This window comes from Alcaligenes aquatilis, assembly GCF_003076515.1.
Lineage (GTDB): Bacteria > Pseudomonadota > Gammaproteobacteria > Burkholderiales > Burkholderiaceae_B > Alcaligenes > Alcaligenes aquatilis.
Genome location: NZ_CP022390.1, coordinates 2479719 through 2505912 on the forward strand (window position 1 = coordinate 2479719; position 26194 = coordinate 2505912).

At 58.1% G+C, this 26194-nt stretch carries 22 protein-coding genes; 10 read left to right on the forward strand and 12 right to left on the reverse strand.

The window, feature by feature from the left end; translation table 11 throughout:
* Positions 1 to 80: 80 nt before the first annotated feature.
* Positions 81 to 1004, reverse strand: a complete 924-nt coding sequence (locus tag CA948_RS11335; protein WP_108728043.1) for a glycosyltransferase family 2 protein — start codon at positions 1002 to 1004, stop codon at positions 81 to 83.
* 257 nt (positions 1005 to 1261) lie between these two features.
* Complete coding sequence (locus tag CA948_RS17860; RefSeq protein ID WP_003803595.1) at positions 1262 to 1390, reverse strand: hypothetical protein; 129 nt, start codon at positions 1388 to 1390, stop codon at positions 1262 to 1264.
* Positions 1391 to 1615: 225 nt separating this feature from the next.
* Between CA948_RS17860 and uvrA the strand changes: the two genes are divergently transcribed.
* The 3 genes from uvrA to CA948_RS11350 are packed head-to-tail and all read left to right on the forward strand — an operon-like array spanning position 1616 to position 9064.
* Positions 1616 to 7318: an excinuclease ABC subunit UvrA gene (uvrA, locus tag CA948_RS11340; protein WP_108728044.1), complete on the forward strand. Its 5703-nt coding sequence runs from the start codon at positions 1616 to 1618 to the stop codon at positions 7316 to 7318.
* A complete protein-coding gene (pabB, locus tag CA948_RS11345) occupies positions 7291 to 8403 on the forward strand; it encodes an aminodeoxychorismate synthase component I (protein WP_108728045.1) in 1113 nt (370 codons plus the stop codon). Before uvrA ends, pabB begins: the two co-directional genes overlap by 28 nt.
* A 10-nt stretch (positions 8404 to 8413) precedes the next feature.
* Positions 8414 to 9064 (forward strand): aminotransferase class IV, encoded by a 651-nt coding sequence (locus CA948_RS11350; RefSeq protein WP_094195726.1) that lies wholly within the window; start codon positions 8414 to 8416, stop codon positions 9062 to 9064.
* On the opposite strand, the gene CA948_RS11355 is transcribed toward CA948_RS11350, so the two are convergent.
* A complete protein-coding gene (locus tag CA948_RS11355; RefSeq protein ID WP_094195725.1) occupies positions 9041 to 9841 on the reverse strand; it encodes a tRNA threonylcarbamoyladenosine dehydratase in 801 nt (266 codons plus the stop codon). The genes CA948_RS11350 and CA948_RS11355 overlap by 24 nt on opposite strands.
* Before the next feature lie 252 nt (positions 9842 to 10093).
* Here CA948_RS11355 and CA948_RS11360 point away from each other — a divergent pair, with 252 nt between their 5' ends.
* From CA948_RS11360 to purU, 5 genes are all read left to right on the forward strand, one after another.
* The gene (locus tag CA948_RS11360) at positions 10094 to 10765 is read left to right on the forward strand and encodes a gamma-glutamylcyclotransferase (protein ID WP_042483350.1); all 672 of its coding nucleotides are present in this window, start codon (positions 10094 to 10096) and stop codon (positions 10763 to 10765) included.
* 9 nt (positions 10766 to 10774) lie between these two features.
* The gene (gene pdxH, locus CA948_RS11365; RefSeq protein ID WP_094195724.1) at positions 10775 to 11407 is read left to right on the forward strand and encodes a pyridoxamine 5'-phosphate oxidase; all 633 of its coding nucleotides are present in this window, start codon (positions 10775 to 10777) and stop codon (positions 11405 to 11407) included.
* Positions 11408 to 11446: 39 nt separating this feature from the next.
* Complete coding sequence (locus CA948_RS11370) at positions 11447 to 11959, forward strand: flavin reductase family protein (RefSeq protein ID WP_094195723.1); 513 nt, start codon at positions 11447 to 11449, stop codon at positions 11957 to 11959.
* 87 nt (positions 11960 to 12046) lie between these two features.
* On the forward strand, positions 12047 to 13162 hold the full coding sequence (locus tag CA948_RS11375; RefSeq protein WP_108728752.1) for an NAD(P)/FAD-dependent oxidoreductase: 1116 nt from the start codon (positions 12047 to 12049) through the stop codon (positions 13160 to 13162).
* 25 nt (positions 13163 to 13187) lie between these two features.
* Complete coding sequence (purU, locus tag CA948_RS11380) at positions 13188 to 14042, forward strand: formyltetrahydrofolate deformylase (RefSeq protein WP_166727032.1); 855 nt, start codon at positions 13188 to 13190, stop codon at positions 14040 to 14042.
* A 320-nt stretch (positions 14043 to 14362) separates the two neighbouring features.
* Here the strand turns inward: purU and ggt are convergent, their stop codons facing one another.
* Both ggt and CA948_RS11390 read right to left on the reverse strand, forming a co-directional pair.
* Positions 14363 to 16108: a gamma-glutamyltransferase gene (gene ggt, locus CA948_RS11385; RefSeq protein WP_108728046.1), complete on the reverse strand. Its 1746-nt coding sequence runs from the start codon at positions 16106 to 16108 to the stop codon at positions 14363 to 14365.
* Complete coding sequence (locus tag CA948_RS11390) at positions 16105 to 16986, reverse strand: LysR substrate-binding domain-containing protein (protein WP_108728047.1); 882 nt, start codon at positions 16984 to 16986, stop codon at positions 16105 to 16107. The genes ggt and CA948_RS11390 overlap by 4 nt, the downstream gene beginning before the upstream one ends.
* Before the next feature lie 301 nt (positions 16987 to 17287).
* On the opposite strand from CA948_RS11390, the gene CA948_RS11395 reads away from it, so the two are divergent.
* Positions 17288 to 18481 (forward strand): acyl-CoA dehydrogenase, encoded by a 1194-nt coding sequence (locus CA948_RS11395; RefSeq protein WP_108728048.1) that lies wholly within the window; start codon positions 17288 to 17290, stop codon positions 18479 to 18481.
* 336 nt (positions 18482 to 18817) lie between these two features.
* Here CA948_RS11395 and CA948_RS11400 read toward each other — a convergent pair whose 3' ends face one another.
* Positions 18818 to 19264, reverse strand: a complete 447-nt coding sequence (locus CA948_RS11400; protein WP_094195718.1) for a MaoC family dehydratase — start codon at positions 19262 to 19264, stop codon at positions 18818 to 18820.
* A gap of 293 nt (positions 19265 to 19557) precedes the next feature.
* Here CA948_RS11400 and CA948_RS11405 point away from each other — a divergent pair, with 293 nt between their 5' ends.
* On the forward strand, positions 19558 to 20373 hold the full coding sequence (locus CA948_RS11405) for an alpha/beta fold hydrolase (RefSeq protein WP_108728049.1): 816 nt from the start codon (positions 19558 to 19560) through the stop codon (positions 20371 to 20373).
* A gap of 50 nt (positions 20374 to 20423) precedes the next feature.
* On the opposite strand, the gene CA948_RS11410 is transcribed toward CA948_RS11405, so the two are convergent.
* From CA948_RS11410 to mog, 6 genes are all read right to left on the reverse strand, one after another.
* Positions 20424 to 21449 (reverse strand): L-threonylcarbamoyladenylate synthase, encoded by a 1026-nt coding sequence (locus CA948_RS11410; RefSeq protein WP_094195715.1) that lies wholly within the window; start codon positions 21447 to 21449, stop codon positions 20424 to 20426.
* A complete protein-coding gene (locus tag CA948_RS11415; RefSeq protein ID WP_162496944.1) occupies positions 21442 to 22623 on the reverse strand; it encodes a 5-(carboxyamino)imidazole ribonucleotide synthase in 1182 nt (393 codons plus the stop codon). The genes CA948_RS11410 and CA948_RS11415 overlap by 8 nt, the downstream gene beginning before the upstream one ends.
* A gap of 15 nt (positions 22624 to 22638) precedes the next feature.
* Positions 22639 to 23151: a 5-(carboxyamino)imidazole ribonucleotide mutase gene (gene purE / locus CA948_RS11420; protein WP_162496909.1), complete on the reverse strand. Its 513-nt coding sequence runs from the start codon at positions 23149 to 23151 to the stop codon at positions 22639 to 22641.
* A 239-nt stretch (positions 23152 to 23390) separates the two neighbouring features.
* Complete coding sequence (locus tag CA948_RS11425) at positions 23391 to 24203, reverse strand: phosphoribosylaminoimidazolesuccinocarboxamide synthase (RefSeq protein ID WP_420866727.1); 813 nt, start codon at positions 24201 to 24203, stop codon at positions 23391 to 23393.
* A gap of 209 nt (positions 24204 to 24412) precedes the next feature.
* Positions 24413 to 25477, reverse strand: a complete 1065-nt coding sequence (fba, locus tag CA948_RS11430; protein WP_094195714.1) for a class II fructose-bisphosphate aldolase — start codon at positions 25475 to 25477, stop codon at positions 24413 to 24415.
* 80 nt (positions 25478 to 25557) lie between these two features.
* Complete coding sequence (gene mog, locus CA948_RS11435) at positions 25558 to 26187, reverse strand: molybdopterin adenylyltransferase (protein ID WP_108728051.1); 630 nt, start codon at positions 26185 to 26187, stop codon at positions 25558 to 25560.
* Positions 26188 to 26194 lie beyond the last annotated feature (7 nt).

Consider the following 26194-nt stretch of genomic DNA (forward strand, 5'->3'; position numbering starts at 1 on the left):
CCAGGGGGCCGTGTTTTGACAACGGCCTACCTGTCGCATTGGTACGCCCCGCTCCCTGTAATACCTAGAGCCCCATAAGCTCAGGCCCGCCGCTTGTCGCGCAGATATAAAGCGACACCTGCCGGCCACATCAAAGCGACCAACAAATAAGAGGCCAGGCCTTTCAAGCCATAGCCTGGTGGTGGTTTGCGCCCGCTGGCGCGCAAGTGCAGCCCAAAGCGCGTGTAACGTGCGGCAGCCATCAAGAAAGCCTTGGGTTCGTAACGAAACCAGGGCAGGCACTTCACCACCGTATCCTGCGCCAGCAGCCACAAACCCAGTGCATGTTGCTGACTGGTCTTGCCTTGTACCGACAAAGAATCCGGGCTGTCGTGATAGACACGAAACACGGTATTTACGAAACGGTTTTTATAGCCTGCCCGGGCAATGGCACGCCATACCAGGCTTTCAGGCACAAAGCCTTCGATCTGATCAGGAAAGGGAAACTTGCGCAGCACAGCGGTGCTCAAACAGCCAAACTTTTCGCCCCGCACGTGGTAGCGAAAGCTCATGTCCAGGGAGCTGGCATCAAAGACATCCTGGGGAAACATATCCCCGACAACCTTGCCATCCGGACGCACACACAGACCGGTAATGCCTGCATAGCCTGCCCGCTCTGAGACGGGGATGTCGGCCCAGATCTGCGCCATGTCGTAGAGCGCATTGACCAGCAAGGTGTCATCACTGTCCAACGCGACGATCAGTTCTCCTTGGGCCAGGGCCACGCCGTGATTGAAAGCAGCCTTTTTGTGACGATTTTCCTGCCAGACATAGCGAATTGGAAAGGCAGCCTGCTGTTGCCAGCCCTCTACCAGCTCCCGTGTGCCATCCGTGGAGCCGTCATCAACCACAATCCACTCAAAGTCCTGACAGGTTTGCTCGCACAGTGAACGGTAGACGCGCTCCAGCGTGTGAGCGCGGTTATAACTGGGTGTCAGAACAGTGAATAAATGGCGCCATTCCATAAGCTAATGTCCCCAAAATATGCAATCAGCCGTTTTGATTATTATTACGGGCAACGCTTACTTCTGCATGAAGATGACACCATCATAAGGCAAGCTTCTTCTTGGACAAGGTACGATGTGCAACAGATTTTCCGAACTCGCAGAAAAATCAAACGCGCACAAAAAAACCACAGGCAAGCCTGTGGTTTTTTTGCTGCTGGCTGTGATTTCAAGCTGGAAAATCAGATTCCTGCCTGTCCACCGCCCAAGCCAGGCACTTAGACGCGCTTGACTTTTTCCAGCATTTTGAAAACGCCCTTGGGTGCGCGCACAAACAGACGTTTGAATGCTTTACCCAGGCAACGACGCTCCAGCGTGTTGCGGCGAGTGCGTTTGATTTCCGCCATGGTGATCTCCGATCTTAATGTAAGCCCTGCCGGATGATCCCGACAAAAGCGCAATAGCTAACCAGAAATTCTACCGTAATCCGCGTTAAGATACAAAGGCTAGAGTGAGCATCCCTGGCAACACCTTGCTGGCATATACCGCTCTGACTGGCGCATGGGGCCTGTTTGACAGGCCTTTTCGCTGCCGCTTTCCCACCCAGCCCTCTCCAGAAAGCCGACCTTGCCATGAGCTCAGAAATTCGCATTTTTGGCGCCCGCCAGAACACTCTGAAAAACCTGAATGTACGTATCAAAACAGGCGAGTTACTGGTTATTACCGGCGTTTCCGGCTCGGGCAAAAGCTCGCTGGCCTTTGACACCCTGTATGCAGAAGGTCAACGGCGCTATGTGGAAACCTTCTCTCCCTATGCACGCCAGTTCCTGGATCGCATGGACAAGCCCCAGGTTGATCGCATTGAAGGCATCTTGCCCGCCATTGCCATTGATCAGGTGAACCCGGTGCGCAACTCGCGCAGTACCGTGGGCACCATGACGGAGCTGAACGATTACATCAAGCTGCTGTACGCCCGTCTGGGCGAGCTGTATTGCCGCCAGTGCGCCCAACCTGTGCGCCGCGACAATGCCGACAGCATCGCCAAACAGATTCGCCAGTTGGCGGTGGACCACGACGACCCGCGTTTGGTTCTGACCTTTGCCGTCAAGGTCCCGGCCAACTTCACGCAGCAAGAAATTGAAACCTTGCTGCATCAGCAGGGCTACACCCGCCTGCACCACGAAGAAACACAATCCATCACGCCCAGCAGCAGCACGAAAAAGGGCAAAAGCAGCAAAGCCGCTCCTACAGAACAAAAGCTTCTTTATGTGATTCAGGACCGCTTCCGTGCCAGCACGGTCGAGCCGGAACGTTTCATGGAAGCTATCGAAGCGGCCTTGCGCCACGGCCAGGGCAAGTTGACGGTGTATGCCTCGGCCAGTGCCGATGGCCCGGAAACCGCCTGGCGTTTCAGCCAGGGCCTGCACTGTGCCCCGTGCGATATTGAATACAGCACGCCGGTTGCCAGCACCTTCTCCTTCAACTCGCCCCTGGGTGCGTGTGAGTCCTGCCGTGGCTTTGGCCGCGTGATGGGCATTGATTACGGTCTGGTCGTTCCCGACCCCAGCAAAAGCCTGCTTGAAGGTGCGATCCGCCCTTGGCAGACAGCCAGCTACAAAGAATGTCAGGTCGAGATGGAGCGCTACGCTCCGGCGGCCGGTGTACGTCTGAGCGTGCCCTGGAAGGACTTGAGCCAGGAAGAGCGCGACTGGGTGATTAATGGCACCCCGGACTGGAAGGGTGGCAATCAAGCCTGGAAAACCCAGTGGTACGGCGCCCAGCGTTTCTTTGACTGGCTGGAATCACGCGCCTACAAAATGCATGTGCGTGTGTTGCTGTCCAAATACCGCAGCTACAACACCTGCCCGGCCTGTGCCGGCTCTCGCCTGAAACCCGAAGCCAGCTTGTGGCGTGTGGGCGATCAGGCCGCCCCCGCCGATTCCCGCTACCCACGTTTCATGCCCGTGCATTCCAACTGGCTGCGCGAGCAACTGGATGCCATGCCCGGCCTGAGCGTCCCGGACCTGATGCGCCTGCCTATCGAGCACGTGCGCACATTTTTCCGTGGCCTGCACTTTGGCGACGCACGCGATGCGGCTATCGATCTGCTCCTGAAAGAAACGCTATCCCGTCTGGATTATCTGTGCGATGTGGGCTTGTCCTATTTGTCCCTGGACCGCCAAAGCCGCACCCTGTCTGGCGGTGAAGTACAGCGTATCAACCTGACCACGGCGCTGGGCACCTCGCTGGTGAACACCTTGTTCGTGCTGGATGAGCCTTCGATTGGTCTGCACCCGCGCGACATGCACCGCATTATTGAAGTGATGCACCGTCTGCGCGGCAATGGCAACACCTTGGTGGTGGTTGAGCATGACCCACAAGTGATGGTGGCTGCCGACCGTATTCTGGACATGGGCCCCGGCCCTGGCGAGCGTGGTGGCCAGATTCTGTTTGATGGTTCGCCCCAAGCCTTGCGCGGCGCGCAAACGCTGACTGGCCGCTACCTGAGTGGCGAGCTGAGCATCGAATCTCCCCGCCCTATGCCGGTGGCCGAGAACACGCCCCGCCTGCTGCTGGAAGACGTCAGCGCGCACAATCTGCGCCATATCTCCGTGTCCATTCCGCTAGGCCGTCTAGTCTGCGTGACGGGCGTATCCGGCTCGGGCAAATCCACGCTGATTCAGGACGTGCTCTACCCGGCCATCCTGAAACAACAAGGCAAACCGACCGAAGCCCCAGGCCCTTACGGCGCCTTGCTGGGTGCCGAGCAAATTGCCGAAGTGGTGATGGTGGACCAGACGCCAATCGGCAAGACGGCCCGCTCCAACCCGGCCAGCTATGTCGGTGCCTTTGACCCTATCCGCAAGCTGTTCGCCCAGGCTCCGCTGTCCAAAGAACGCAGCTACACGCCCGGCACCTTCAGCTTCAATAGTGGTGATGGCCGCTGCCCGACGTGTGGTGGCACGGGCTTTGAACATATCGAAATGCAGTTCCTGTCCGATGTGTACCTGCGCTGCCCGGATTGCGATGGCAAACGCTTCCGCCCCGAGGTGCTGGAAGTGCGTATCGAACACTTTGGTCGCAGCGCCTCGATTGACGAGGTACTGGACATGACCGTGCATCAGGCCATGGAATTCTTTGAAGGCCTGCGCGATGTGCAAACCGGCCTGGCGCCGCTGGCCGATGTGGGTCTGGATTACCTGAAACTGGGCCAGCCTGTGCCCACGCTATCGGGCGGTGAGGCACAACGTCTGAAGTTGGCGGCTTATCTGGCCCAGGCTTCGCGCACTCGTTTGAGTCAAGTGAAGGTCGCCAAGAAAGGCAATCTGTTCCTGTTCGACGAGCCCACCACCGGCCTGCACTTTGACGATATTGCCCGCCTGATGCGCGCCTTCCGCAAGCTGTTGGCTGCCGGCCACAGCCTGCTGATTATTGAGCACAACCTGGATCTGATCCGCGCGGCCGACTGGATTATTGATCTGGGCCCAGAAGGTGGCGAACATGGTGGTCAATTGTTAGGTGCGGGAACACCGGCGGACATCATGGCCCTGGAGCACTCGCACACCGGCCATGCCCTGAAAGAGTACGAGCAAGCCACCATAGGTTCAGGCTCGGCTCTGTTCCAGGAACCTGCGGTGGACTACAAGGCCAGCTCGGGCGGCAGCAACGATGGCCAGATCGCCATCCTGAATGCGCGCGAACACAACCTGAAAAACATCTCGGTACACATCCCGCACAACACCTTCACAGTGGTGACAGGGGTATCAGGCTCAGGCAAATCCACCCTGGCCTTCGACATTCTGTTTAACGAAGGCCAGCGCCGCTATCTGGAATCCCTGAATGCTTATGCCCGTGCCATTGTGCAGCCAGCCGGTCAGCCCGATGTGGACGCGATTTACGGCATTCCGCCCACTGTTGCCATTGAGCAGCGCACCAGCCGGGGGGGACGCAAGTCCACCGTGGCGACCATGACGGAAATTCACCACTTTCTGCGCTTGCTGTACGTGAAGCTGGCCACCCAATACTGCCCGGACTGCCGCGTGCCCGTGGCCCCACAGACCGCCGAGCAAATCGCCGCGCAACTGCTGCGCGATCACAAGGGTGAGCATATTGGTTTGCTGGCTCCCTTGGTCACGGCCCGCAAGGGGTACTACACCGACCTGGCCAAATGGGCGCAGGGCAAGGGCTATACACATTTGCGCGTGGATGGCGAGTTCATCCCCGTCAACCCTTGGCCCCGTCTGGACCGTTACAGCGAACACACGCTGGAACTGCCAGTAGCCGATCTGATCATTGACCCTCGCCACGAACTGCAACTGCGCCAAGCCATACGCGAAGCGCTGGAACTGGGTCACGGCTCCTTTAGTGTGCTGGCTCCATTGACGCCATCAGGTTCCATGTCGCTGGAGCAACGCCGACAAGGTCAACCGCTGTCCAATGCCAGCCAGCAACATTTCTCCGTCAAACGGGCCTGCCCCTGCTGCGGCACCAGCTTCCCCGAGCCGGACCCGCGCATGTTCTCCTACAACTCCAAGCACGGCTGGTGCAAGGACTGCTTTGGTACGGGTTTGAAGCTGACTGGCTTCGACCAGGAACAAACGGGCGAGGAAAACAACTGGAACAACGGCTACGATGGCGAAACGGTGGAATGCCCAAGTTGCCATGGTCAACGCTTGAACCCGGTCTCGCTGGCGTTTGAATGGCGCGACCAGTCCATTGCCAAGCTGGCCGGTCTGCCCGTGGACGAGGCACAGACTTTTTTTGGCAACCTGAACATGAGTGGCCGCGAAGCCGATATTGCGCGCGACATTCTGAACGAGATACGTAGCCGTCTGGACTTCATGCATGAAGTGGGCCTGGGTTATCTGGCGCTGGATCGTGCCGCCCCCACCTTATCGGGTGGTGAGGCCCAGCGCATCCGTCTGGCCGCCCAATTAGGCTCGAACCTGCAGGGCGTGTGCTATGTGCTGGACGAGCCCACCATTGGCTTACACCCCCGCGACAACCAGATTCTGCTCAACGCCATGGCGCGTCTGGAAGGCAATGGCAACACGCTCGTGGTCGTTGAACACGACGAAGACACCATACGCCGTGCTCAGCACATTATTGATATGGGCCCCGGTGCCGGCAAACGAGGGGGTGAAGTCATCGCCCAGGGCACACTGGCAGAAATCGAGGCCAACCCCAATTCACTGACTGGCCGCTATCTGCGCGAACCACTCAAACACCCCATGCAGGCACGCCGCCCTGTTCAGGCCGATGTGCCCATGCTAACGGTACACGATGCCAGCCTGCATAACCTGAACAAGGTAAAGGCCGGTATTCCACTAGGCAAGCTCAGTCTGGTAACGGGCGTGTCGGGCTCCGGCAAATCCACCTTTGCCCGTGATGTACTGCTGGATAATTTGCAGCGCGTTGTCGGCAGCAAAGAAAAGCCTGTGTGGCAGGGTTGCGCCAGCATCAGCGGCTGGGAAAGCCTGGACCGCGTGCTGGAAGTGGATCAGACCCCGATTGGCAAAACCCCCCGCTCCTGCCCGGCCACCTACATCGGCTTCTGGGACGAGGTGCGCAAACTGTTTGCCAACACCAACGATGCCCGCCTGCGGGGCTGGAGCGCCTCACGCTTTTCCTTCAATACCGGCGATGGTCGCTGCCCTTTGTGCGAAGGCCAAGGCATGCGCACCCTGGAAATGAGCTTCCTGCCGGACGTAAAGGTGCCTTGTGACGCCTGCCACGGCCAGCGCTTCAATCCGGAAACACTGGCGGTGACCTGGCGCGATGTCTCCGCCGGCCAGCTTTTGCAAATGGATGTGGACGAAGCTGTTGAATACTTTGCCGCACATCCTAAAATATTGCGCCCGCTGCAATTGATGCAAAGTGTGGGCCTGGGTTATCTGACCCTGGGCCAACCATCCCCCACCCTGTCCGGTGGCGAAGCGCAGCGCGTCAAGCTGGTCAGCGAACTGGTCAAGGCCCGCCTGGACGAGGGCCTGACCCGTACGGGCCGCGCCTACAAGGCGCCGCATACGCTATATGTACTGGACGAACCCAGCGTGGGCCTGTCCATGGCAGATGTGGAAAAGCTGATTGTGGTGCTGCACCGACTGGTCGATGCCGGTCACACGGTGCTGGTCATTGAACATAATCTGGATTTGATTGCCGAAGCAGACTGGATTGTCGATCTGGGCCCCGAAGGCGGCTCGGGCGGCGGCAGGCTGGTGGTGCAAGGCACACCAGATCAAGTGCAAGCCAACCCTGCCTCGCATACCGGCATGGCCTTGGCAGAATTTTTAAAGGAACACGGCGCATGTATGGCCGATTTGAAGACAGACTAAAAGGCTATGCGCTGGAAATGCAGGGCTACCTGGGCCATATCCAGGCCCGTCGCCCTGAAGACTTAAGTACTGCTTTTGAGAACATCGAACAAGCTCGACAGGCGGGCCACTGGGTGGCCCTGGCACTGGACTACGAACTGGCCGAACTGTTCGAACCCCGTCTACCCGCTCGTGATACTGCGCCACATGCGCTTCTGAACGCACTGGTATTTGAACAGGCACAGGAAGTGGCGTTATGGGATAGCCAGGCCACGCCCGAGCTGACGGTCAAACTGCCAATCAGCCAGCAAGACTATCGGGATGCGCTGGCCCAGGTTCAGCAGGGTTTGCAGGCTGGGGATTTTTACCAGATCAACTACACCATGCCCTTGAGCATTCAATCAGGCATGGCGCCGCGTGATCTCTATATCGCACTGGCCAGCCGCCACCCGGTGGCCTACGGTGCTTATCTGGATCTGGGTGATCGCCATATCCTGTCGCTGTCACCCGAGCTGTTTCTGGAAAAACGCGGGAACACCGTGCGGACCCGCCCCATGAAAGGCACACGCCCGCGCGATACCGACCCTGTTCAAGATCAGAAAAACGCCCAGGAGCTGCAAAGCAGCCTGAAAGACCGGGCTGAAAACCTGATGATTGTGGATTTGCTACGTAACGATCTGGGCCAAGTGGCCCGCACCGGCACCGTGCAAACCACCAGCCTGTTCGATGTAGAGCAATATGCCTCGGTCTGGACCATGACTTCCAGCATTCAGGCCGAAGTCGAGCCGGATTGCACGCTGGAAGCCTTGCTACGCGCCCTGTTCCCCTGTGGTTCGATTACCGGCGCCCCAAAGCTGGCCGCCATGCAATGCATACGTCAGCTGGAGACGCAGCGACGCGGTATTTACTGTGGCTCGGTAGGCTACCTGAACCCTAACGGCGACCTGTCCCTGAATGTCAGCATCCGCAGTCTGGAGCTGGACAATCACGGCCAAGGAAGGTTTGGCGTGGGTGGTGGCATCGTTCTGGACTCGGACCCAGACCAGGAGTGGTTGGAGTGCTTGTGGAAAGCACGTGTATTGCAGGCCCCTGTAACACTGACTTAAAGGCAGCATCATGAGCCAAAGCAAACCTGAATTGATAGAAACCTTGCGGGTAGACGCAGACGGCCAGATCCCCCTGTTGGAACTGCATCTGGAACGCGTGGCGCGCAGTTGCGCGGAATTGGGCTACGACTGGGACGCACAAACCTGGCTGCAAGCCATGCATACGGCGCTGGGCCAGGCTCCCGTCAATACTCCCTTGCGGCTACGCATTCTGTGGAACGCAAAAGCCAGTGCGCAGGCCGAGGCGCAGGCCTTGCCCGCTCTGGAAGGGCCCTTGCAACTATGCCTATCCAAGACCCCTTTGCCGGCCCAGGACCCACTGCTCTCGCACAAAACCACGCATCGCCCCTGGTATCAGGACGCCGCTGCCCTGCTGGAAAAGCATCCCCAACTTTTTGATGTAATTTTTCTGGATACGCAAAACCGGGTTTGCGAAGGCAGCCGCAGCAATATCTATATCCAGGATGAGCAGGGCCACTGGTGGACGCCACCCGCACAAGGCTGGCTCCTGCCTGGTGTGCAACGACAGGCGCTCCTAAATAGCGGTCTGGCGCGTGAAACGGAGCTTTTTCTGGATGACTTGCTGCATGCACGGGCGATTCGTATTTCGAACGCCCTGCGCGGCTGGCAGAACGCCTTACTGGTTCAGAATCCGGTTTAAGGCGTAGTCGGCGGCCTGCATCCCCATGCTGGCCGTAATCGTCACTCCGGAGCCATAGCCTGCACAGGCCAAACCTTGCAGGGCACCGTCTTCAGCCTGGGTCCAGTTTTGCGGCAAACGGGTTTCCTGCTCGAACCACAAGCAATCCACTCCCATGCGGGGTACACGCTTCAAGGCACGGCCCTGGGCATCGCTGCCACGCGCAAAGCCATGCTGCTTGCGCAGGATCTGCCGCAGTTTGCCTAACAGGGCATCGTGGCGTGCCACCGACAAATCTCCCCGGCGCAAGGTTAAAGGGTCGGTTTTTCCACCCGCCCCGCCACAACTCAACAAGGGCACCTTGCACCGCTTGGCCTGCAAGATCAAGGCGATCTTGGCGCTGGCCTGGTCGGTGCAATCCAGAAACACGTCAGGGCGCTGTTCCATCAGGCTGGCCGCATTGTCCTCGGTGACAAAATCCTCGATCAATTGCAGTTGACAGTGTGGATTGATCTGCGCAATGCGCTGGGCCATGGCTTCAATCTTGGCCATCCCCAAAGTGCTGTCCAGGGCAGGCAATTGGCGGTTGATGTTGGACTCGGCAATATTATCCAGATCAATCAAGGTGATTCGGCCCACGGCAGAACGGGCCAAAGCCTCCACTGCCCAGGTCCCTACGCCCCCTATACCCGCCACCATCACATGGGCGGCAGCCAGACGCTCACGCGCGCCGGCTCCATACAAACGATCCAAACCACCGAAGCGGCGTTCGGCATCCATGTTGTGCTGCTCTGTCATGCAATCTGTCCATCACCGGCCCATGCGGCCAAACCCGTTCATTCTACGTCTAATTGCGCCTGCCCAGCCCCGGAAACAGGCCTTATGCCCTGGTGGCTTGACGGCGCTCTGCCAAATAGCAACACTCATATAAGCAAATTAGTATTTTTCCTTAGTTATCAGCGGCAAAGCCCGCTACAGTGGACTGTGCTTGCTCTACAATTGCCATAGGTTTCAAGCATCTGTGATTTTGGCTTACCACTTCTTTACGCCGTGAACATCGATTCTATTTCCGCCTCGCCTTCCGCCGTACCCACACCGTGCAGCTTTCGTGTCCTGACTGACGAAGAGCGCAACGCCTCTTTGCGTCAATCCCTGGAAGAGGCGCAATGGTGTGAAAAACAAGACCTGTGGGTCTACGGCTACGGCTCCCTGATCTGGCGTCCCGATTTTGAATTTGCCGAGCAGCGCCAAGCCTTGCTGCGCGGCTACCACCGGGCGCTGTGCTTGTGGTCACGAATCAACCGTGGAACGCCCGAGCAGCCCGGTCTGGTCTTTGGGCTGGATGTCGGTGGTTCTTGCCGTGGCATGGCCTTCCGTATTCCTGCCGAAAGCGTACCCAAAGTATTCGATGCCCTTTGGCTGCGCGAGATGCCCAGCGGGGCTTATATCCCCCGCTGGTTGCGCTGCCGCACCAGCCAAGGCGACATTCGCGCCCTGGTCTTTACCATGAACCGCAAGACCGATGCTTACGTACCCCGTATGCCGGACGAACAGTTGCGACAGGTGGTGTATTCGGCCCAGGGAACCAACGGCCCTTGCATCGAATACGTCATGGAAACCGCCTCGGCGCTGCAACGCTCTAAAATTCTGGATAAACGCCTGCAATCAGTGGTTCAATTACTACAAAGCCAGACTGCACTGCTTAATCCTCAACAAGCCTAAGAGCGCCCCATGTCCCTTGCCGATTTGCGTAACGAATACGAACGCTTTTCCCTGAGCGAAAACGAACTGTGTGCCGACCCTCGCCAGCAATTCCAACGCTGGCTGGATCAGGCCATTGAACTGAAGGAAGTCGAACCCACGGCGATGACGCTGGCCACGGTGAACCCAGAAGGTCGCCCATCGGCGCGCGTTGTCCTGCTCAAGGCTTACGATGAACAAGGCTTGGTGTTCTTTACGAACTACCTGTCTCGCAAGGGAACGGACCTGGACCACAACCCTTGGGCCAGCCTGTCCTTTTTCTGGTCTTCCATGCAGCGACAGGTGCGCTTTGAAGGCCGCATCAGCCGCATCAGCGCGGCCGAATCCGACGAATACTTTCACAGTCGTCCTCTGGGCTCGCGCATTGGTGCCTGGGCCTCACCACAAAGCCAACCCATCAGCCGCGCAGAGCTGGATGCCCGTGCCAAGCAGTACACTGAAAGCTTAGGTGAACATCCCGCCCGCCCTGAACACTGGGGTGGCTTCCGACTGACTCCAGACCATGTCGAATTCTGGCAAGGCCGTGCTTCGCGCCTGCACGACAGGCTGGTGTTCGACCGCAAGGACCCATCTGATTGGCAGGTGAGCCGACTGGCTCCTTAACACGTTCCCTTGGGGACGCCTGCCCTCAGACTCGATGCAATGACTGTTTTTTCTTCTACTTTCGATAGCGACTTCTTTCGTTCGGCACTGGGCCGTTTCGCCACAGGCGTGACGGTCGTGACCGGCGCCAATAAAGACCATCCGGATCAGGCCATTGGCCTGACCGTCAGCTCCTTTAACTCTGTGTCTCTGGACCCGCCTCTGGTGCTGTGGTCGCTGGCCAAACGCTCCCAGTCCCTGCCGCATTTTGTGGATGGTAAGGGCTATGTGATTCACGTTTTAGGAGCCAGTCAGCTATCGCTGGCCAAACGCTTTGCCTGGGGCAGCCAGGCCGAGCGCTTTCACGATCACCCCACTAAACGCTCCCCGCACGGCTTACTCATGCTGGACGACGAGCGTTGCAGCGCCTGGTTTGAGTGCAAGCCTTATGCCGTTCATGAGGCCGGCGACCACCTGATCTTTATCGGTGAAGTCACCCATTGCGAACGCAGCGCTCACCAGCCCCTGATCTACCACGCGGGCGACTTTGACCTGACCCCTTCCCTGGCGTGACAGGGTGTTGCAAGGCCCCCCTGACGAGGGCTGCATGGCAGGAGTACACTACGCCTTTTGCTCTTACACGCCAATAAGGTCCTGATCATGGCAAACGACGTTGATTGCATAGTGCTGGGAGCAGGGGTAGTAGGGTTAGCCTGTGCCCGACAAATGGCCCAACAAGGCATGGAAGTTCTGCTGATCGAGCAAACCGCCAGCATTGGCAATGGCGTCAGCTCGCGCAACTCAGAGGTCATACACGCGGGCATTTACTACACTCCCGGCAGCCTGAAGGCCCGCTTGTGTGTAGAAGGCAAAGCCCAACTGTACGACTACTGCCAGAAACACCATATAGACCACGCCCGTTGCGGCAAACTCATTGTGGCGACCACGCCCGAACAACAAGCCGATCTGCTGAAGCTGCAGGCGCAAGCGCGTACCTGTGGAGTGGACGATTTGCAGTGGCTGGATGCGGCCCAAGCCCAGGCTCTGGAGCCGGCCTTGAATTGCAGCGCTGCCCTGCTTTCCCCTTCTACCGGCATTGTGGACACCCATGCCTTGATGCTGGCTTTGCAAGGCGATGCAGAGAATAACGGTGCTCAGTTGGTTTTCAATACGCCCTTTGTCAGTGCTCGTGTCCTGCCCGGACAAGGCTTTGAAGTACACGTCGGTGGCGCAGAGCCGTTCAGCCTGACAAGCACCTGCCTGATCAATGCGGCCGGTCTGGGCGCTGTCGCCGCTGCACGCCAGATCGAAGGGCTGGATGCCAGCCATATCCCGAACGCCTATCTGTGCAAAGGCAGCTATTTCTCGTTGGCGGGTCGCTCCCCCTTCAAGCACCTGATTTACCCCATGCCCAATAAAGCCGGACTGGGTGTGCATCTGACGCTGGATCTGGCCGGTCAGGCCCGCTTTGGCCCGGACACCGAATGGGTGCAGGATGAGAACTACGATATGGACCCGCAACGAGGCCACTCTTTTTACGCCGCCGTGCGCGAGTACTGGCCCGCTTTACCCGATAACAGCCTAAACCCCGCCTATAGCGGCATCCGGCCTAAAATTGTGCCCGCCGGCCATGCGGCTGCCGACTTTGTCTTTTCCGGGCCTGCCACCCACGGCATCCCCGGACTGCTGAATCTGTTCGGCATCGAATCCCCTGGCCTGACCGCGTGTTTAGCGATTGCACGTCACGGCCAGGAAACCCTGGCCCAGGCAGCTTAAAAACTTTTCTGAAATCTTTACAATACTGTTGATGAACGATTACATCTTGACCCTATCCTGCCCGGATCGTACCGGCATTGTCCACAACGTTTCGGGCTGGCTGCTTGAGCAGAACGGCAACATTGTTGAGGCACAGCAGTTTGGCGACGCCGCCACCAACCGCTTTTTCCTGCGCATCCAGTTTTCCCTGCCTGAAAAGCAGGATGTGAACGCATTGCAAACCAGCTTCGCGCCCATTGCCGAAAAATTCAGCATGGATGCCAATATTTATGACGCCCAGCGCAAAGCCCGCCTGCTGATTCTGGTCAGCCGCCAGGGCCACTGCCTGAACGATCTGCTGTTTCGCGCCCATAGCGGCCAATTGCCGGTTGAAATTGCGGCCGTGGCTTCCAACCACACCGACCACGCTGGCCTGGCTTCCTCCTACGGCATTCCTTTCCATCACCTGCCTGTGACACCGGAAACCCGTCCCCAGCAAGAGCAACAGATCATCGACCTGGCTCGTGACCTGAAGATTGATCTGGTTGTGCTGGCCCGCTACATGCAGATTCTGTCCACCAATCTGTGTCAGTCCCTGTCTGGCCGCGCCATCAATATCCACCACAGCTTCCTGCCCAGCTTCAAGGGCGCGCGTCCCTACCACCAGGCCCATGCTCGCGGTGTGAAGATTATTGGCGCTACTGCTCACTACGTGACGGCGGATCTGGACGAAGGCCCGATCATCGAACAGGACGTGGAACACGTCACCCATGCTGTCAGCCCAGCTGAGCTGACCCAGATCGGTAGCGATGTGGAGTCTCTGGTTCTGGCCCGTGCCGTGCGCGCCCACGTTGAGCACCGTATCTTGCTGAACGATCAGCGCACCGTGGTATTTCGCTAAGCGACACGATCAGGTCTGTCTCAAGACTTAAAAAAAAGCCCTCAATGCTGTGGATATAGATCCACGCATTGAGGGCTTTTTACTGGTCACCCATTTTTTCAAAAGCCAGACGACTTGAGCCTGCTAGCTACTTGGCAATTAGTTCTACCAGCCTCTGGCAACGATCGACTGCTGTCTCTGCCAATCTCTGACGAGTATCTGCTTCACATCGCCAACAGCCTCTCCCGAATACTGACTGCTTCCCCAAGTCCGCCATGCGCTTGCAACATGTCTCGTAGGCAAGACCATGTTTACCTGGGGTACACGGCTACAAGCTCTGCTTACTGCCCTAGCGCCAAGCCTTCCCGCCGAGGATCTACCCCCGCCTCCAGTCCTTTCTGGGTCCAGCGAATCACATGCGTACCGCTGGGAAAAGGCTGCTCTCGTACTTCATGACCCATCGCTCTCAAAGCTTGGGCCTGCGTGGTCACCGCCGTTCCCGCTTCCAGCTCGGTCGCCCAGTTGCGGCTGCCGTAATGCGGCAGGCTGACTGCCCGTTGAGCGTCCAGATCCCACATCAACATGCCGGTCAGGGCCTGAGCCACGTAAGGAATGATGGCACTGCCACCCGGTGAACCCAGGGCAATGACTGGACGCCCTTGTTGCAACACCATCATCGGGGCCATGGAACTGCGTGGACGCTTACCTGGCTCCACCCGATTCACAGACAGGCGTCCCATCTCGTCCTTGGGACTCAAGGCAAAGTCCGTTAACTGATTGTTCAACAAAAAACCACGCACCATGATTTTGCTGCCAAAAGCAGACTCTATTGACGTGGTCATGGATACCACCTGCCCCTGAGCATCCGCTACGGATAAATGCGTGGTGGACGGCAGCTCGGGCGTGTTGTCACTGGCGGCTTGTGAGTCAGCCAACGGCTTGCCCGGTTGAGCATGCCCCATGGAACGGTCTGGCTGGATCAAGGCAGCGCGTGATTTCAGATACGCTGGAGCCAGCAAAGCCTGCTGGGGCACAGACACAAATGCCGGATCCGCCACCCAGGCATCCCGATCCGCAAAAGCCAAACGCCCTGCTTCAGAAAAATAATGAATCGCTTCCACAGATTGCGGTTCTGCGTCAGCAATGGGGGTGTGCTGCAAGATGCCCAGCATCTGCATCACACTGATAGCCCCCGAGCTGGGTGGTGCCATGCCACAGAGCGCCAACTGCTGCCAGTCCATACAGAGGGGTTCACGTCGCAGCGCACGGTACTGCTTCAAGTCGGACTCTGCCAAGTCACCCGCAATCGGGTCGGCGGCAACGGCAGCCACCATATCCTGGGCAAGCTCACCTTGATAGAAAGCCTGTGCGCCCTGTCTGGCCAAAAGGCGCAGCACCTGGGCGTATTCCTTGTTCTGTAAACGATGGCCGACGGGCCAAGGCCTGCCCTGTTCGTCCAGAAAATAGGCGCGTGTAGCGGCCTTGTCTGCCAGCTCAGGATTATCGGCAATCAAGGTATTCAAACGGGGGCTGACCTCAAAGCCGACCTCGGCCAGCTCAATCGCCGGATCAAACAAATTCGCCCACGGCAGCACGCCACCATCTTTATGCATCAACTCCAGGGCACGCAGCAAACCCGGTACGCCTACCGAACGACCACTATTGACCGCCTGTTTGAAGGACATGGTTTGGCCGTCCAGCTCGAAGCGATCCAGACTGCTGGCTGCAGGCACGGTTTCCCGTCCGTCATAGCTCATCAAGCCGGTCTTGGGCTGAAACATCAGTAAAAAGCCGCCGCCGCCAATACCGGAGGACTGTGGCTCGACCAGCCCCAGCACCAACTGGGCCGCAATGGCCGCATCCACCGCACTGCCGCCCTGGTCCAGAATGCGCAAACCGGCCTGAGTGGCCAACGGATTGGCCGTCACCACCATACTTTTTTGTGTGACGAGCTTGTCACGTTGCACGGCCCTGCTGGCGGTCTCCGGATTCAAATGCTGGCTGGCCGCTTCCCGAGCATGCGCAGGCAGCACCAAGGCTAGGGTCAAAGCCGCCGACAGCAACGCCGGTTTCCAGTGCAATCTCATGTATTCTCCTTTTCGTGCTCAAGCAGCCATTGTTCCAGCAAACGCACCGCCTCGCTGGGTTCATTGGCCGTGGGGTAACTAAAAAAGTAAGCCTCGCTCACTGGCATGGCATGGTCCAGCGGCATAATCAGCTCGCCCTGCTCCAGCGCCTGCTGCACCAAAAAGCGCGGCATCAAAGCCACTCCCATATCGGCATGCAAGGCCGCCATCACCAGGCTGAACAGCTCATAACGCGGGCCGGAGCTGAGGCGCAGATCCGGCTCCAGCCCGGCAGACCGATACCAGTCCGACCAGCTATCGGGGCGTGTAGACATATGCAAGTGAATCAGCTTTTGCCAGTGGCCACTGGCAGCCAGCGTGGGCGAGCACACCGGCACCAGCTCGCCTTCGTCAAACAGCTTGATACCCTCGGTTTGGGGCCATAACTGCCGTCCATGATAAATGGCGGCATCAAAGGGATGGTCGCCAAACTGAAACGGAGTGGTACGCACAGACAGACTGACCGTAATGTCAGGATATTGCCGGGAGAAACGGGCCAGACGCGGCATCAACCACACCGTGGACAAGGTAGGCAGCACCGCCAGATGAATGCTGCGGCCCACGCCAGCACGCGCAATCAGGCTGAAGGTGTCTTTGCCGATTTGCTCCAGATGGTGACGGATACGGGCGGCATAATCGCGCCCCGCCGGGGTCAGCACCAGACGCCGCCGCACCCGTGTCAGCAAAGTCACACCCAGACGCTGCTCCAAGCCGCTTACCTGCCGGTACACCGCACTATGCGTCAAGGACAATTCCTCGGCCGCACGGGAAAAGGTCCCCAGGCGGGCCGTCGCCTCAAAGGCCTGTAATGCGCCCAGACTGGGCACGCCTTGTCTCATTAGACACTCTCCTGATTGTGAAACCTCTTCCCTGCCCACCCGTCGCTAGGCGGGATCGTTACGCCAGCACACGACATTGTGCAATTTTATCAATTGATTTGTGCGCTTTATGCACATTATGCTGAGACCTTACATGGATATCGCTTGTGCGCAGCCGCCTGACCATGCGCCACCTCTAACGCTATTGCCCACCGTTGCCAGTGCCAGCGATACTCACATGGCTCTTTTCTATTTCCCAGACCGATGGCGCCCATGTTGGCCCCACTTAACTGACCGTCTTTGATCTTCCCGGAGTACCTCTATGTCTGCCAATCCCTCTTTTCATTGGGACGACCCTCTGCTACTGAATCAGCAGTTGAGCGATGAAGAACGTATGGTGCGCGATGCCGCCCATGCCTATGCGCAGGAAAAGCTGTTGCCGCGCGTGCTGCAAGCCTTTCGTCACGAGCAGACCGACCCCGCCATCTTTGCCGAAATGGGCGCGCTGGGCCTGTTGGGAGCCACCATTCCTGAAGCCTACGGGGGTGCCGGTCTGAACTACGTCAGCTACGGTTTGATCGCCCGCGAAGTGGAGCGTGTGGATTCGGGCTACCGCTCCATGATGAGCGTACAGTCCTCTTTGGTGATGGTGCCGATTTTTGAATTTGGCAGCGAAGAGCAGAAACAGAAGTACCTGCCCAAGCTGGCCAGCGGGCAATGGATTGGTTGCTTTGGCCTGACTGAACCCAATCACGGTTCGGACCCCGGCGCCATGGAAAGCCGCGCTGTCAAAGTAGACGGCGGCTATCGCCTGAGCGGCAATAAAACCTGGATTACCAACTCCCCCATTGCCGATGTGCTGGTGGTTTGGGCCAAAGTCGTGGGTGGTGAAGACGACGGCAAGATCCGTGGCTTCATTCTGGAAAAAGGCATGAAAGGCCTGTCCACCCCGGCCATTCACGGCAAAGTAGGCTTGCGCGCTTCCCTGACCGGCGAGATTGTCATGGCCGATGTGGACATTGCAGACAGCCAAATGCTGCCGCATGTCTCGGGTTTGCGTGGTCCCTTCACCTGCCTGAACTCGGCCCGCTTCGGGATTGCCTGGGGTGCCTTGGGTGCGGCTGAATCCTGCTGGCATACCGCCCGCCAGTACACCCTGGACCGCAAACAGTTTGGTCGCCCCTTGGCCGCCAATCAGCTGATTCAGAAAAAACTGGCCGATATGCAAACCGAGATTACGTTGGCGTTGCAAGGCTGCCTGCGTCTGGGGCGCATGAAAGACGAAGGCACGGCGGCGGTGGAAATTACGTCCATCATGAAACGCAACTCCTGCGGCAAGGCACTGGATATTGCCCGTCTGGCACGCGACATGCTGGGCGGCAACGGCATCTCTGACGAGTTCGGCATTGCCCGCCATCTAGTCAATCTGGAAGTGGTGAATACCTACGAAGGCACCCACGACGTACACGCCCTGATTCTGGGACGTGCGCAAACCGGGATTCAGGCCTTTTTCTAAGCGAAGCTCAATAAGGGCAAAGCAAAAAGCTTTGCCCTCTTTCATTCAGAATCTAATCAAACTTGCCGATTACATGCGGTGGGAGTGCATCGCCAGCTTGCATCCTTTTTACACCAAGCAAGCTCAAGGTAAAAAGTGTCCTCCAGGTAAGCAGTCTGCGAACCGTGTCGCGTGGCGACTATTCTCTTACCACCGAGCCGTTCCCAAGATACCCCCTTCAGAGCGAGTAAGCCCAAAGCGTAGCGCGGAAGTTTTCTCGTGTCGCCAAGCCGTTCCAAAAATAAAAACCGGCCCCTCGAAGAGCAACAGGCCAAATAGATAAGTAGGTAGTCTTTCTTAGTCTTGTAGAACCTTCAACTCAAACATACTGGTGGCTTCCAGCTCCAGCACCCGTTCATCACGCTGGTTAAACACATCCCAATTCCAACGGATGATGCCTAAATCTGACCGGCTGCTGGACACACGCTTCGATATAACGGTGGCCTCCAGACGGATAGAGTCACCTGCCCGTACGGGCAGCACCCAGCGCAAACGTTCCAAACCTGGCGAGCCAAAGGACTCGGAGTCGTGCAAAGCAGAATCCACAGCCATGCGCATGGCTTTGCCACAAGTGAGCCAGCCGCTGGCAATCAAGCCGCCCCAATGGCCTTCTTCGGCTTGCTTATCGTCAATATGAAAGGACTGCGGATCGTATTTCTGGGCGAAATCGAGCATCTCTTCGCGAGTCACAGGTACAAGTGGGTGCTTGATGACCATACCCACTTCAAATTCAGCAAATTTCATGTTGTGGTGCAATGAAAAAGAGCCCCCACGCTGCACCTTCGGCTTGCTGCCCCCCCAAGGGGGAGCTTTTGCCTTGGGGCGGCCCGGCGGCAAAAAAGACCGAGAGCGCCACTCTACCATCTCTGTCAAAATTTGCAGCACCTGCCCCTAAAGCGCCACAAACCGCAGCAAACTGTCCACATCGGGTATCGGGAAAAGCAAGCCTGTGCGTCCTATACCAATCTATGGCATAAAGAGAGTTTCCTAATTACTTGAACGCCCAATTTGTTTGGGGTTTATGCACATCAACCGCTATGACAACACTAGCTTCATCTTTGCAATTTGCAAGCCTGACTCAAGGCACGCAAGCCATTGAACTGGAATATCAACGCCTTTTCCCCGAGCGGGTCGCGGCCCCTTTGCTGGTGTTTCTGCATGAGGGTCTGGGTTCGATTGCCATGTGGAAAGACTGGCCAGCACAGTTGTGCGAACAAACCGGTTGTAGCGGTCTGATGTACTCACGTTACGGATATGGCCGCAGTACCCCGCGCCCCGACAATAGCCCCAAAGAGCCCGACTATCTGCACGAACAGGCACTGGACGTACTGCCGCAATTGCTGGAACAACTGGGCGAGGACGGCCAAAAGCGCCCGATTATGCTGGTCGGCCACAGCGATGGTGGCTCGATTGCCCTGCTGGCAGCCAGCGGCTTTGGCGACAAGCTGCAAGGCATTGTGGTGATGGCCCCGCACCTGTTTGTGGAAGACATTTCCTTGCGCGGCATTCTGGTCGCCCGCGAAGCCTACGAGCAAGGTTTTTTACGCGAGCGACTGGCACGCTATCACGATGATGTGGAGTCCGCCTTCTGGGGCTGGAACGCCACCTGGACGGAACCCCAATTCCGCGACTGGAATATCGAAGAGGACGTCAGCCGCATCACCTGCCCGATTCTGGCCATTCAGGGCGTGGATGATGAATACGGCACGCTGGAGCAAATCCGTCGCATCAAGAAGCTGGTGCCGCACACGGAGCTGCTGGAGCTGGAGCAATGCGGTCACCTGCCCTACCGGGATAAGGAAGCGCAGGTGAACCAGGCGATTGCAGATTTTCTGAAACGGACCGCCCGCTAAGCCGCAAATTCGCTCAGCGTCCTGGGCACGCCAGGCAACAAGCAGCAGGCTTACTCAAAAGCGGCGGCTGCTCGGCCCAGGCGGTCATTGACCGCCTGCCAGTCTGGCGTATCCGGGCAACGCTGCACCCAAATATGCTGATACTGGCCTTGGTCCAGACGACGCAACATGGCGTACAAATCCTGGGCATAAAGCTGCGCATCCGGGCTGCACACATACCAGTCGTGTACATCCGCCGAAAAGGGCGGCAAAGAGGCAAAGGCAACAATGGCCTGCTTGCCCCCTTCGGCCAAAGCAGCCTGCACCGTTGGCGCACTGCCTTCATCAAATAAAGACAAAGGGGTACGCGGCGCATAATGCGCTTTCAAGCTGCCCGACACTTGTGGGGCTTGTTGATCCGGACTGGCGGGTTCGTAGCCGATGACCTCGGCAATCATGGCTGCCGTGATATGGCCGGGCCGCAACAGCACCGCACCCACGCCTTGATGGGTACGCGAGACGTCCACAATGGTGGACTCGATACCCACTTCCGACGGGCCCGCTTCCACGATCAGCAGTTCCTCTGCGCTCATGTCCGCAAATTCATCGCGCACATGCTTGGCGGCCGTAGGCGATACCTGACCAAACTTGTTGGCCGAAGGCGCCGCCACACCGGCCTGACCGCTGGGCTTGAGTTCCGCCATGCGCTTGAGCAAGGCTTGAGCCACCGGATGGGAAGGACAACGAATACCAATGCTGCTTTGTCCGCCACTGACCGTATCCGGAATAGCCGGATTGCGCGGCAAGATCAGCGTCAACGGGCCGGGCCAGAAGGCATCCATCAATTGCTGCGCCACGGGCGGAATATCCGTCACCCAATAGCGCAAATCGGCACCAGGGGCCACATGCACAATCAAGGGATGATTCGCAGGGCGGCCCTTGGCCTTGTAAATCAGTTGCACTGCAGCCGGGTTTTCTGCATCCGCGCCCAGACCGTAGACTGTCTCAGTCGGAAAGGCCACCAGCCCCCCTTGTGCCAGCACACGGGCGGCTTGCTCTATCTGCTGCTCGGAAGGGCTGGAGGGGGTGTCAGTCATAATCAAAAGCAATGTGCAAAGCGGCGGCAGCTCGAGCAGTGCGTTCGCGCACTTGCTGATCCGACTCGCCCACAATATTCACGTGGCCCATCTTGCGGCCAACACGGGCCTCGGCCTTGCCATACAAGTGCAAGGACACACCAGGCACAGCCAGCAAGGCAGCCCAATCCGGCTCACGCATCTGGCCTTGTTCGTCAAACCAGATATCGCCCAGGATATTGAGCATCATGGAAGGACACAAAGCGCGGGTATCGCCCAAAGGCAAAGCGGCCATCACGCGGGCCTGTTGTTCAAACTGACTGGTGACGCAAGCATTCATGGTGTAGTGACCGCTATTGTGCGGACGAGGAGCCACTTCGTTGGCCAGCAAACGGCCGTCTTCCAGAATGAAGAACTCCACACACAACACACCCACATAATCCAGCGTACGGGCAATAGCAGCCGCTGCCTGACGAGCCTGTTCGGACAATGCATCGTCCTGGAACTGGGCACTGATCGTGGACACGGCCAAAATGCCGTCGCGGTGCTCGTTACGGGCACATGGGAAGGTTTTGACCTGATCGTCCAGGCCACGGGCCAGGACCACCGAAATTTCGGATTTCAAAGGTTGCAAGGCTTCCAGCACACAGGCTTGGGAACCGAACTCCTTGAAGGCAGCCAGCGCCTGCTCCCGGTCTGCCACACGCGCCTGCCCCTTGCCGTCATAACCAAAGCGCGCTGTCTTCAGAATGCCAGGGAACAAGGCGCTGTCAGCGGCCTGCAAATCGTCCAGGCTTTCGATGGCGGCATAGGGAGCCACCGGCACACCGGCCTGCGAAATAAAGGCTTTCTCACGAATGCGATCCTGCACAATGCCTACGGCATCGCCGGACGGCGTGACTCGGGTGTGCTGAGCCAGAGTCAGCAAGGACTGCGCCGGGACGTTCTCGAACTCGGTACTGACGGCTTGGCACAGTTCCCCCAGTTGAACCAATGCTTGTGCATCATCGTAGGCCGCACAGATATGCAGATCCGCCACGGCACCGGCCGGGCTATGGGTGTCGGGGTCCAGCACCGCCACTTTATAGCCCAGGCTTTGAGCGCTATGGCAGAACATGCGGCCCAGTTGGCCGCCTCCAATCATGCCCAGCCAGGAGCCAGGGACTAGTAGGACAGCATCAGTCATGGGGGTCATCATCACAAAATAAAATCAGGCAGTGGCAGGCGGAACACGCATCGCGCGGGCGGCCTCGGTCTGGCGGGCACGGTATGCAATCAGTTTTTCAGTCAGGATCGTATCGTTGACGGCCAGATTGGCAATCACGTGCAGCGCGGCATTGGCGGCACCCGCCTCACCGATGGCGAAGGTGGCAACCGGCACGCCCTTGGGCATTTGCACAATCGACAACAGAGAATCTTCACCGCGCAGATAGCGCGAAGGCACGGGTACGCCGAACACGGGCAAGTGCGTCAGGGCCGCCAGCATACCGGGCAAGTGAGCCGCACCGCCTGCACCGGCAATAATGGCTTTCAGGCCACGGGCTGGGGCCTGGGCGCCGTAATCCACCATATCAATCGGCATGCGGTGGGCAGAGACCACGCGGCACTCATAGGACACGCCAAATTCATCCAGAATGGCCACGGCCTGGCTCATGACATCCCAGTCGCTGGAAGAACCCATCACAATACCCACGGTGGGGGTCGCAGGAGTTTGTACGCTCATTAGAGATACGCCCTAAAAGGAAGAAGGCGCCATGCTACCAGGCGCCTTGGTCAATAGAAAAACAGCAGGGTCCATCCAAGGATGGGTTTTCCGGCGAGGCAGACTTTGCTCTGCCCATCGCCCTCCCCCAAAGCCCGGCTCGCTGTAGCAAGTCGTCCACGGACATGGCCGCTTGGCACCCTGCTGAGGACGAGCAGGCAACTCGTTTACGATGAGTGCCTGTCCGGGCTGCAAACCGTTCACGCCGTCAGGCGTTCCAGGGCTTCACGGTATTTGTCAGCCGTACGCTGGGCCACTTCAACAGGCAAGCGCGGTGCGGGCGGCGTCTTGTCCCAGACCTGGGTTTCCAGCCAATCGCGCACAAATTGCTTGTCGTAGGACGGTGGGCTGATACCTTCGGCATAGCTGTCGGCTGGCCAGAAACGCGAGGAATCCGGAGTCAACACTTCGTCCATCAAATGTAGTTGGCCTTGATCATCCAGGCCAAATTCAAATTTGGTATCGGCGATAAGAATGCCACGGCTGGCTGCATAGTCGGCAGCTTCGGTATACAAACGCAGGGTCACGTCACGGATTTGCTCGGCCAGTTCCTGACCGACTTCCTTGACCACGTGAGCAAAATCCACATTCTCGTCGTGCGAGCCCATTTCAGCCTTGGCCGCTGGTGTAAACAACACGTGGGGCAGCTTGGCAGCCTGCTTCAAACCTGCAGGCAAGGTGATGCCGCAAACCGCACCAGTCGCCTGGTAGTCTTTCCAACCCGAACCAATCAGGTAACCACGAGCCACCGCTTCCACCATGATGGGCTTCAAGCGCTTGACCACCATGGAGCGGCCTTCGACTTGAGCACGCTCCTCAGGCGCCACCACATCAACCGGGTTCACGCCCGTCGTGTGATTAGGGATGATGTGTGCCAGCTTGTTCAGCCAGAATTCGGTCATCTGCGTCAAGACAGCGCCCTTGCCGGGAATGGGGTCGTCCAGAATCACGTCGAATGCCGAAATGCGATCACTGGCCACAATCAACAACTTATCCTCACCCACCGCATACATGTCCCGAACTTTGCCGCGCGCGAGTAGCGGCAAGGAGCTCAGGCTGGATTGATGTAAGGGCTCTTGCACGATTTCATCCTTAAAACGAAAACATCCCGCTGACTATGGATGCAGGCGGGACGACAATCCCGGCGCCTGCGGCACCGGGCAAAGACGCGGAGACCGAGGCGGGCAGTCGTGCTGCCCACTCCTGCCGCCGCCTGACAAAATTACTGAACGATCTGGGACAGCTCGCCGGTGCTGTACTGGCGGGCAATTTCCTGCAAAGGAATAGCCTTGATCTTGGAAGCCTGACCGGCGGCGCCGAACTGCTGGTAACGGGCCACACACACTTTCTTGGCGGCTTCGCGAGCAGGTTTCAGGTATTCGCGCGGGTCGAACTTCTCTGGGTTTTCAAACAGGAAACGACGGATGGCGGCAGTCATGGCCAAACGGATATCGGTGTCGATATTGACCTTGCGCACGCCGTACTTGATGGCTTCCTGAATTTCTTCCACAGGCACGCCGTAGGTTTCTTTCATGTCACCACCGAACTGACGGATTTCCGCCAGCAATTCCTGAGGCACGCTGGAGCTGCCATGCATCACCAGGTGGGTGTTAGGTAAGCGACGGTGAATTTCTTTCACACGCTCGATGGACAGAATGTCGCCAGTAGGCTTGCGGGTGAACTTGTAAGCGCCGTGGCTGGTACCGATGGCAATAGCCAGTGCGTCCAGTTGGGTGCGGGTCACGAATTCAGCCGCTTGCTCGGGGTCGGTCAGCAGTTGGTCCAGGGTCAGAACGCCGTCGGCACCGTGGCCGTCTTCCTTGTCGCCCTGCATGGTTTCCAGAGAACCCAGGCAACCCAGTTCACCTTCAACGGTCACGCCCAGCTTGTGAGCCATATCGACCACTTTGCGGGTCACTTCCACGTTGTATTCAAAGTCGGCAATGGTTTTGCCGTCGGGCAGCAAGGAGCCGTCCATCATCACGCTGGAAAAACCCAGTTCAATGGCGCCTTTGCAAATCTCGGGGGACTGGCCGTGATCCTGGTGCATCACCACAGGGATGTTGGGGTAAGACTCGACAGCCGCTTCGATCAGGTGACGCAGGAACGCTTCGCCTGCATATTTACGAGCACCAGCCGACGCCTGCATGATGACGGGGCTGTCCGTCTCCGAGGCGGCTTCCATAATGGCCTGGACCTGCTCCAGGTTATTGACGTTGAACGCTGGAATACCATAACCGTGCTCGGCCGCATGATCGAGCAGCTGGCGCATGGAAACTAGGGCCATGAGAAGACCTCCTGAAGACGAAAATAATTGAAAAACTTGGCTGGGCACGGTTCGTGTCCAGCCGATTGTTTGTAAGCGTATTAACTGGCGGTCCGACGCGCCGACTTGGGGCGGAACGCTTGCACCACATGCTCGTGAGTTTGTGCGTAAGGTCCGCCGATCAGATCGATGCAATACGGGACAGCTGCAAAAATACCCGGCACCAATACTTGTCCGGTTTCTGTATCCCGTAATCCTTCCAGAGTTTCCTGAATGGCTTTGGGCTGCCCAGGCAGATTGATAATCAGAGCAGCGTGGTCCTGAATTTCTCGGATGACCGCAACTTGCCGCGACAAAATCGCTGTTGGTACGAATTTTAAACTGATTTGACGCATCTGTTCACCGAATCCGGGCATTTCGCGCGTTCCCGCGTCCACCGTGGCCTCCGGGGTCACGTCACGACGGGCCGGGCCAGTGCCACCGGTGGTCAAAATCAGATCGCAACCGGCGTCCACCAGCTCGACCAAAGTGCCGGTAATCTGGGCTCGCTCATCAGGAATCAAGCGCTCCAGATAGGCAGGTGCGACCGTCAAGGCGGAATCCAGCCAGCGGCGCAGCGCCGGTATACCTTGATCCTGGTACTGTCCGCTGGAGGCGCGATCCGAAACCGACACCAAGCCGATACGCAATTGATCCGGATGCTCGCGGGGAGACTGTCGATTGAATGTCATGCTTTTC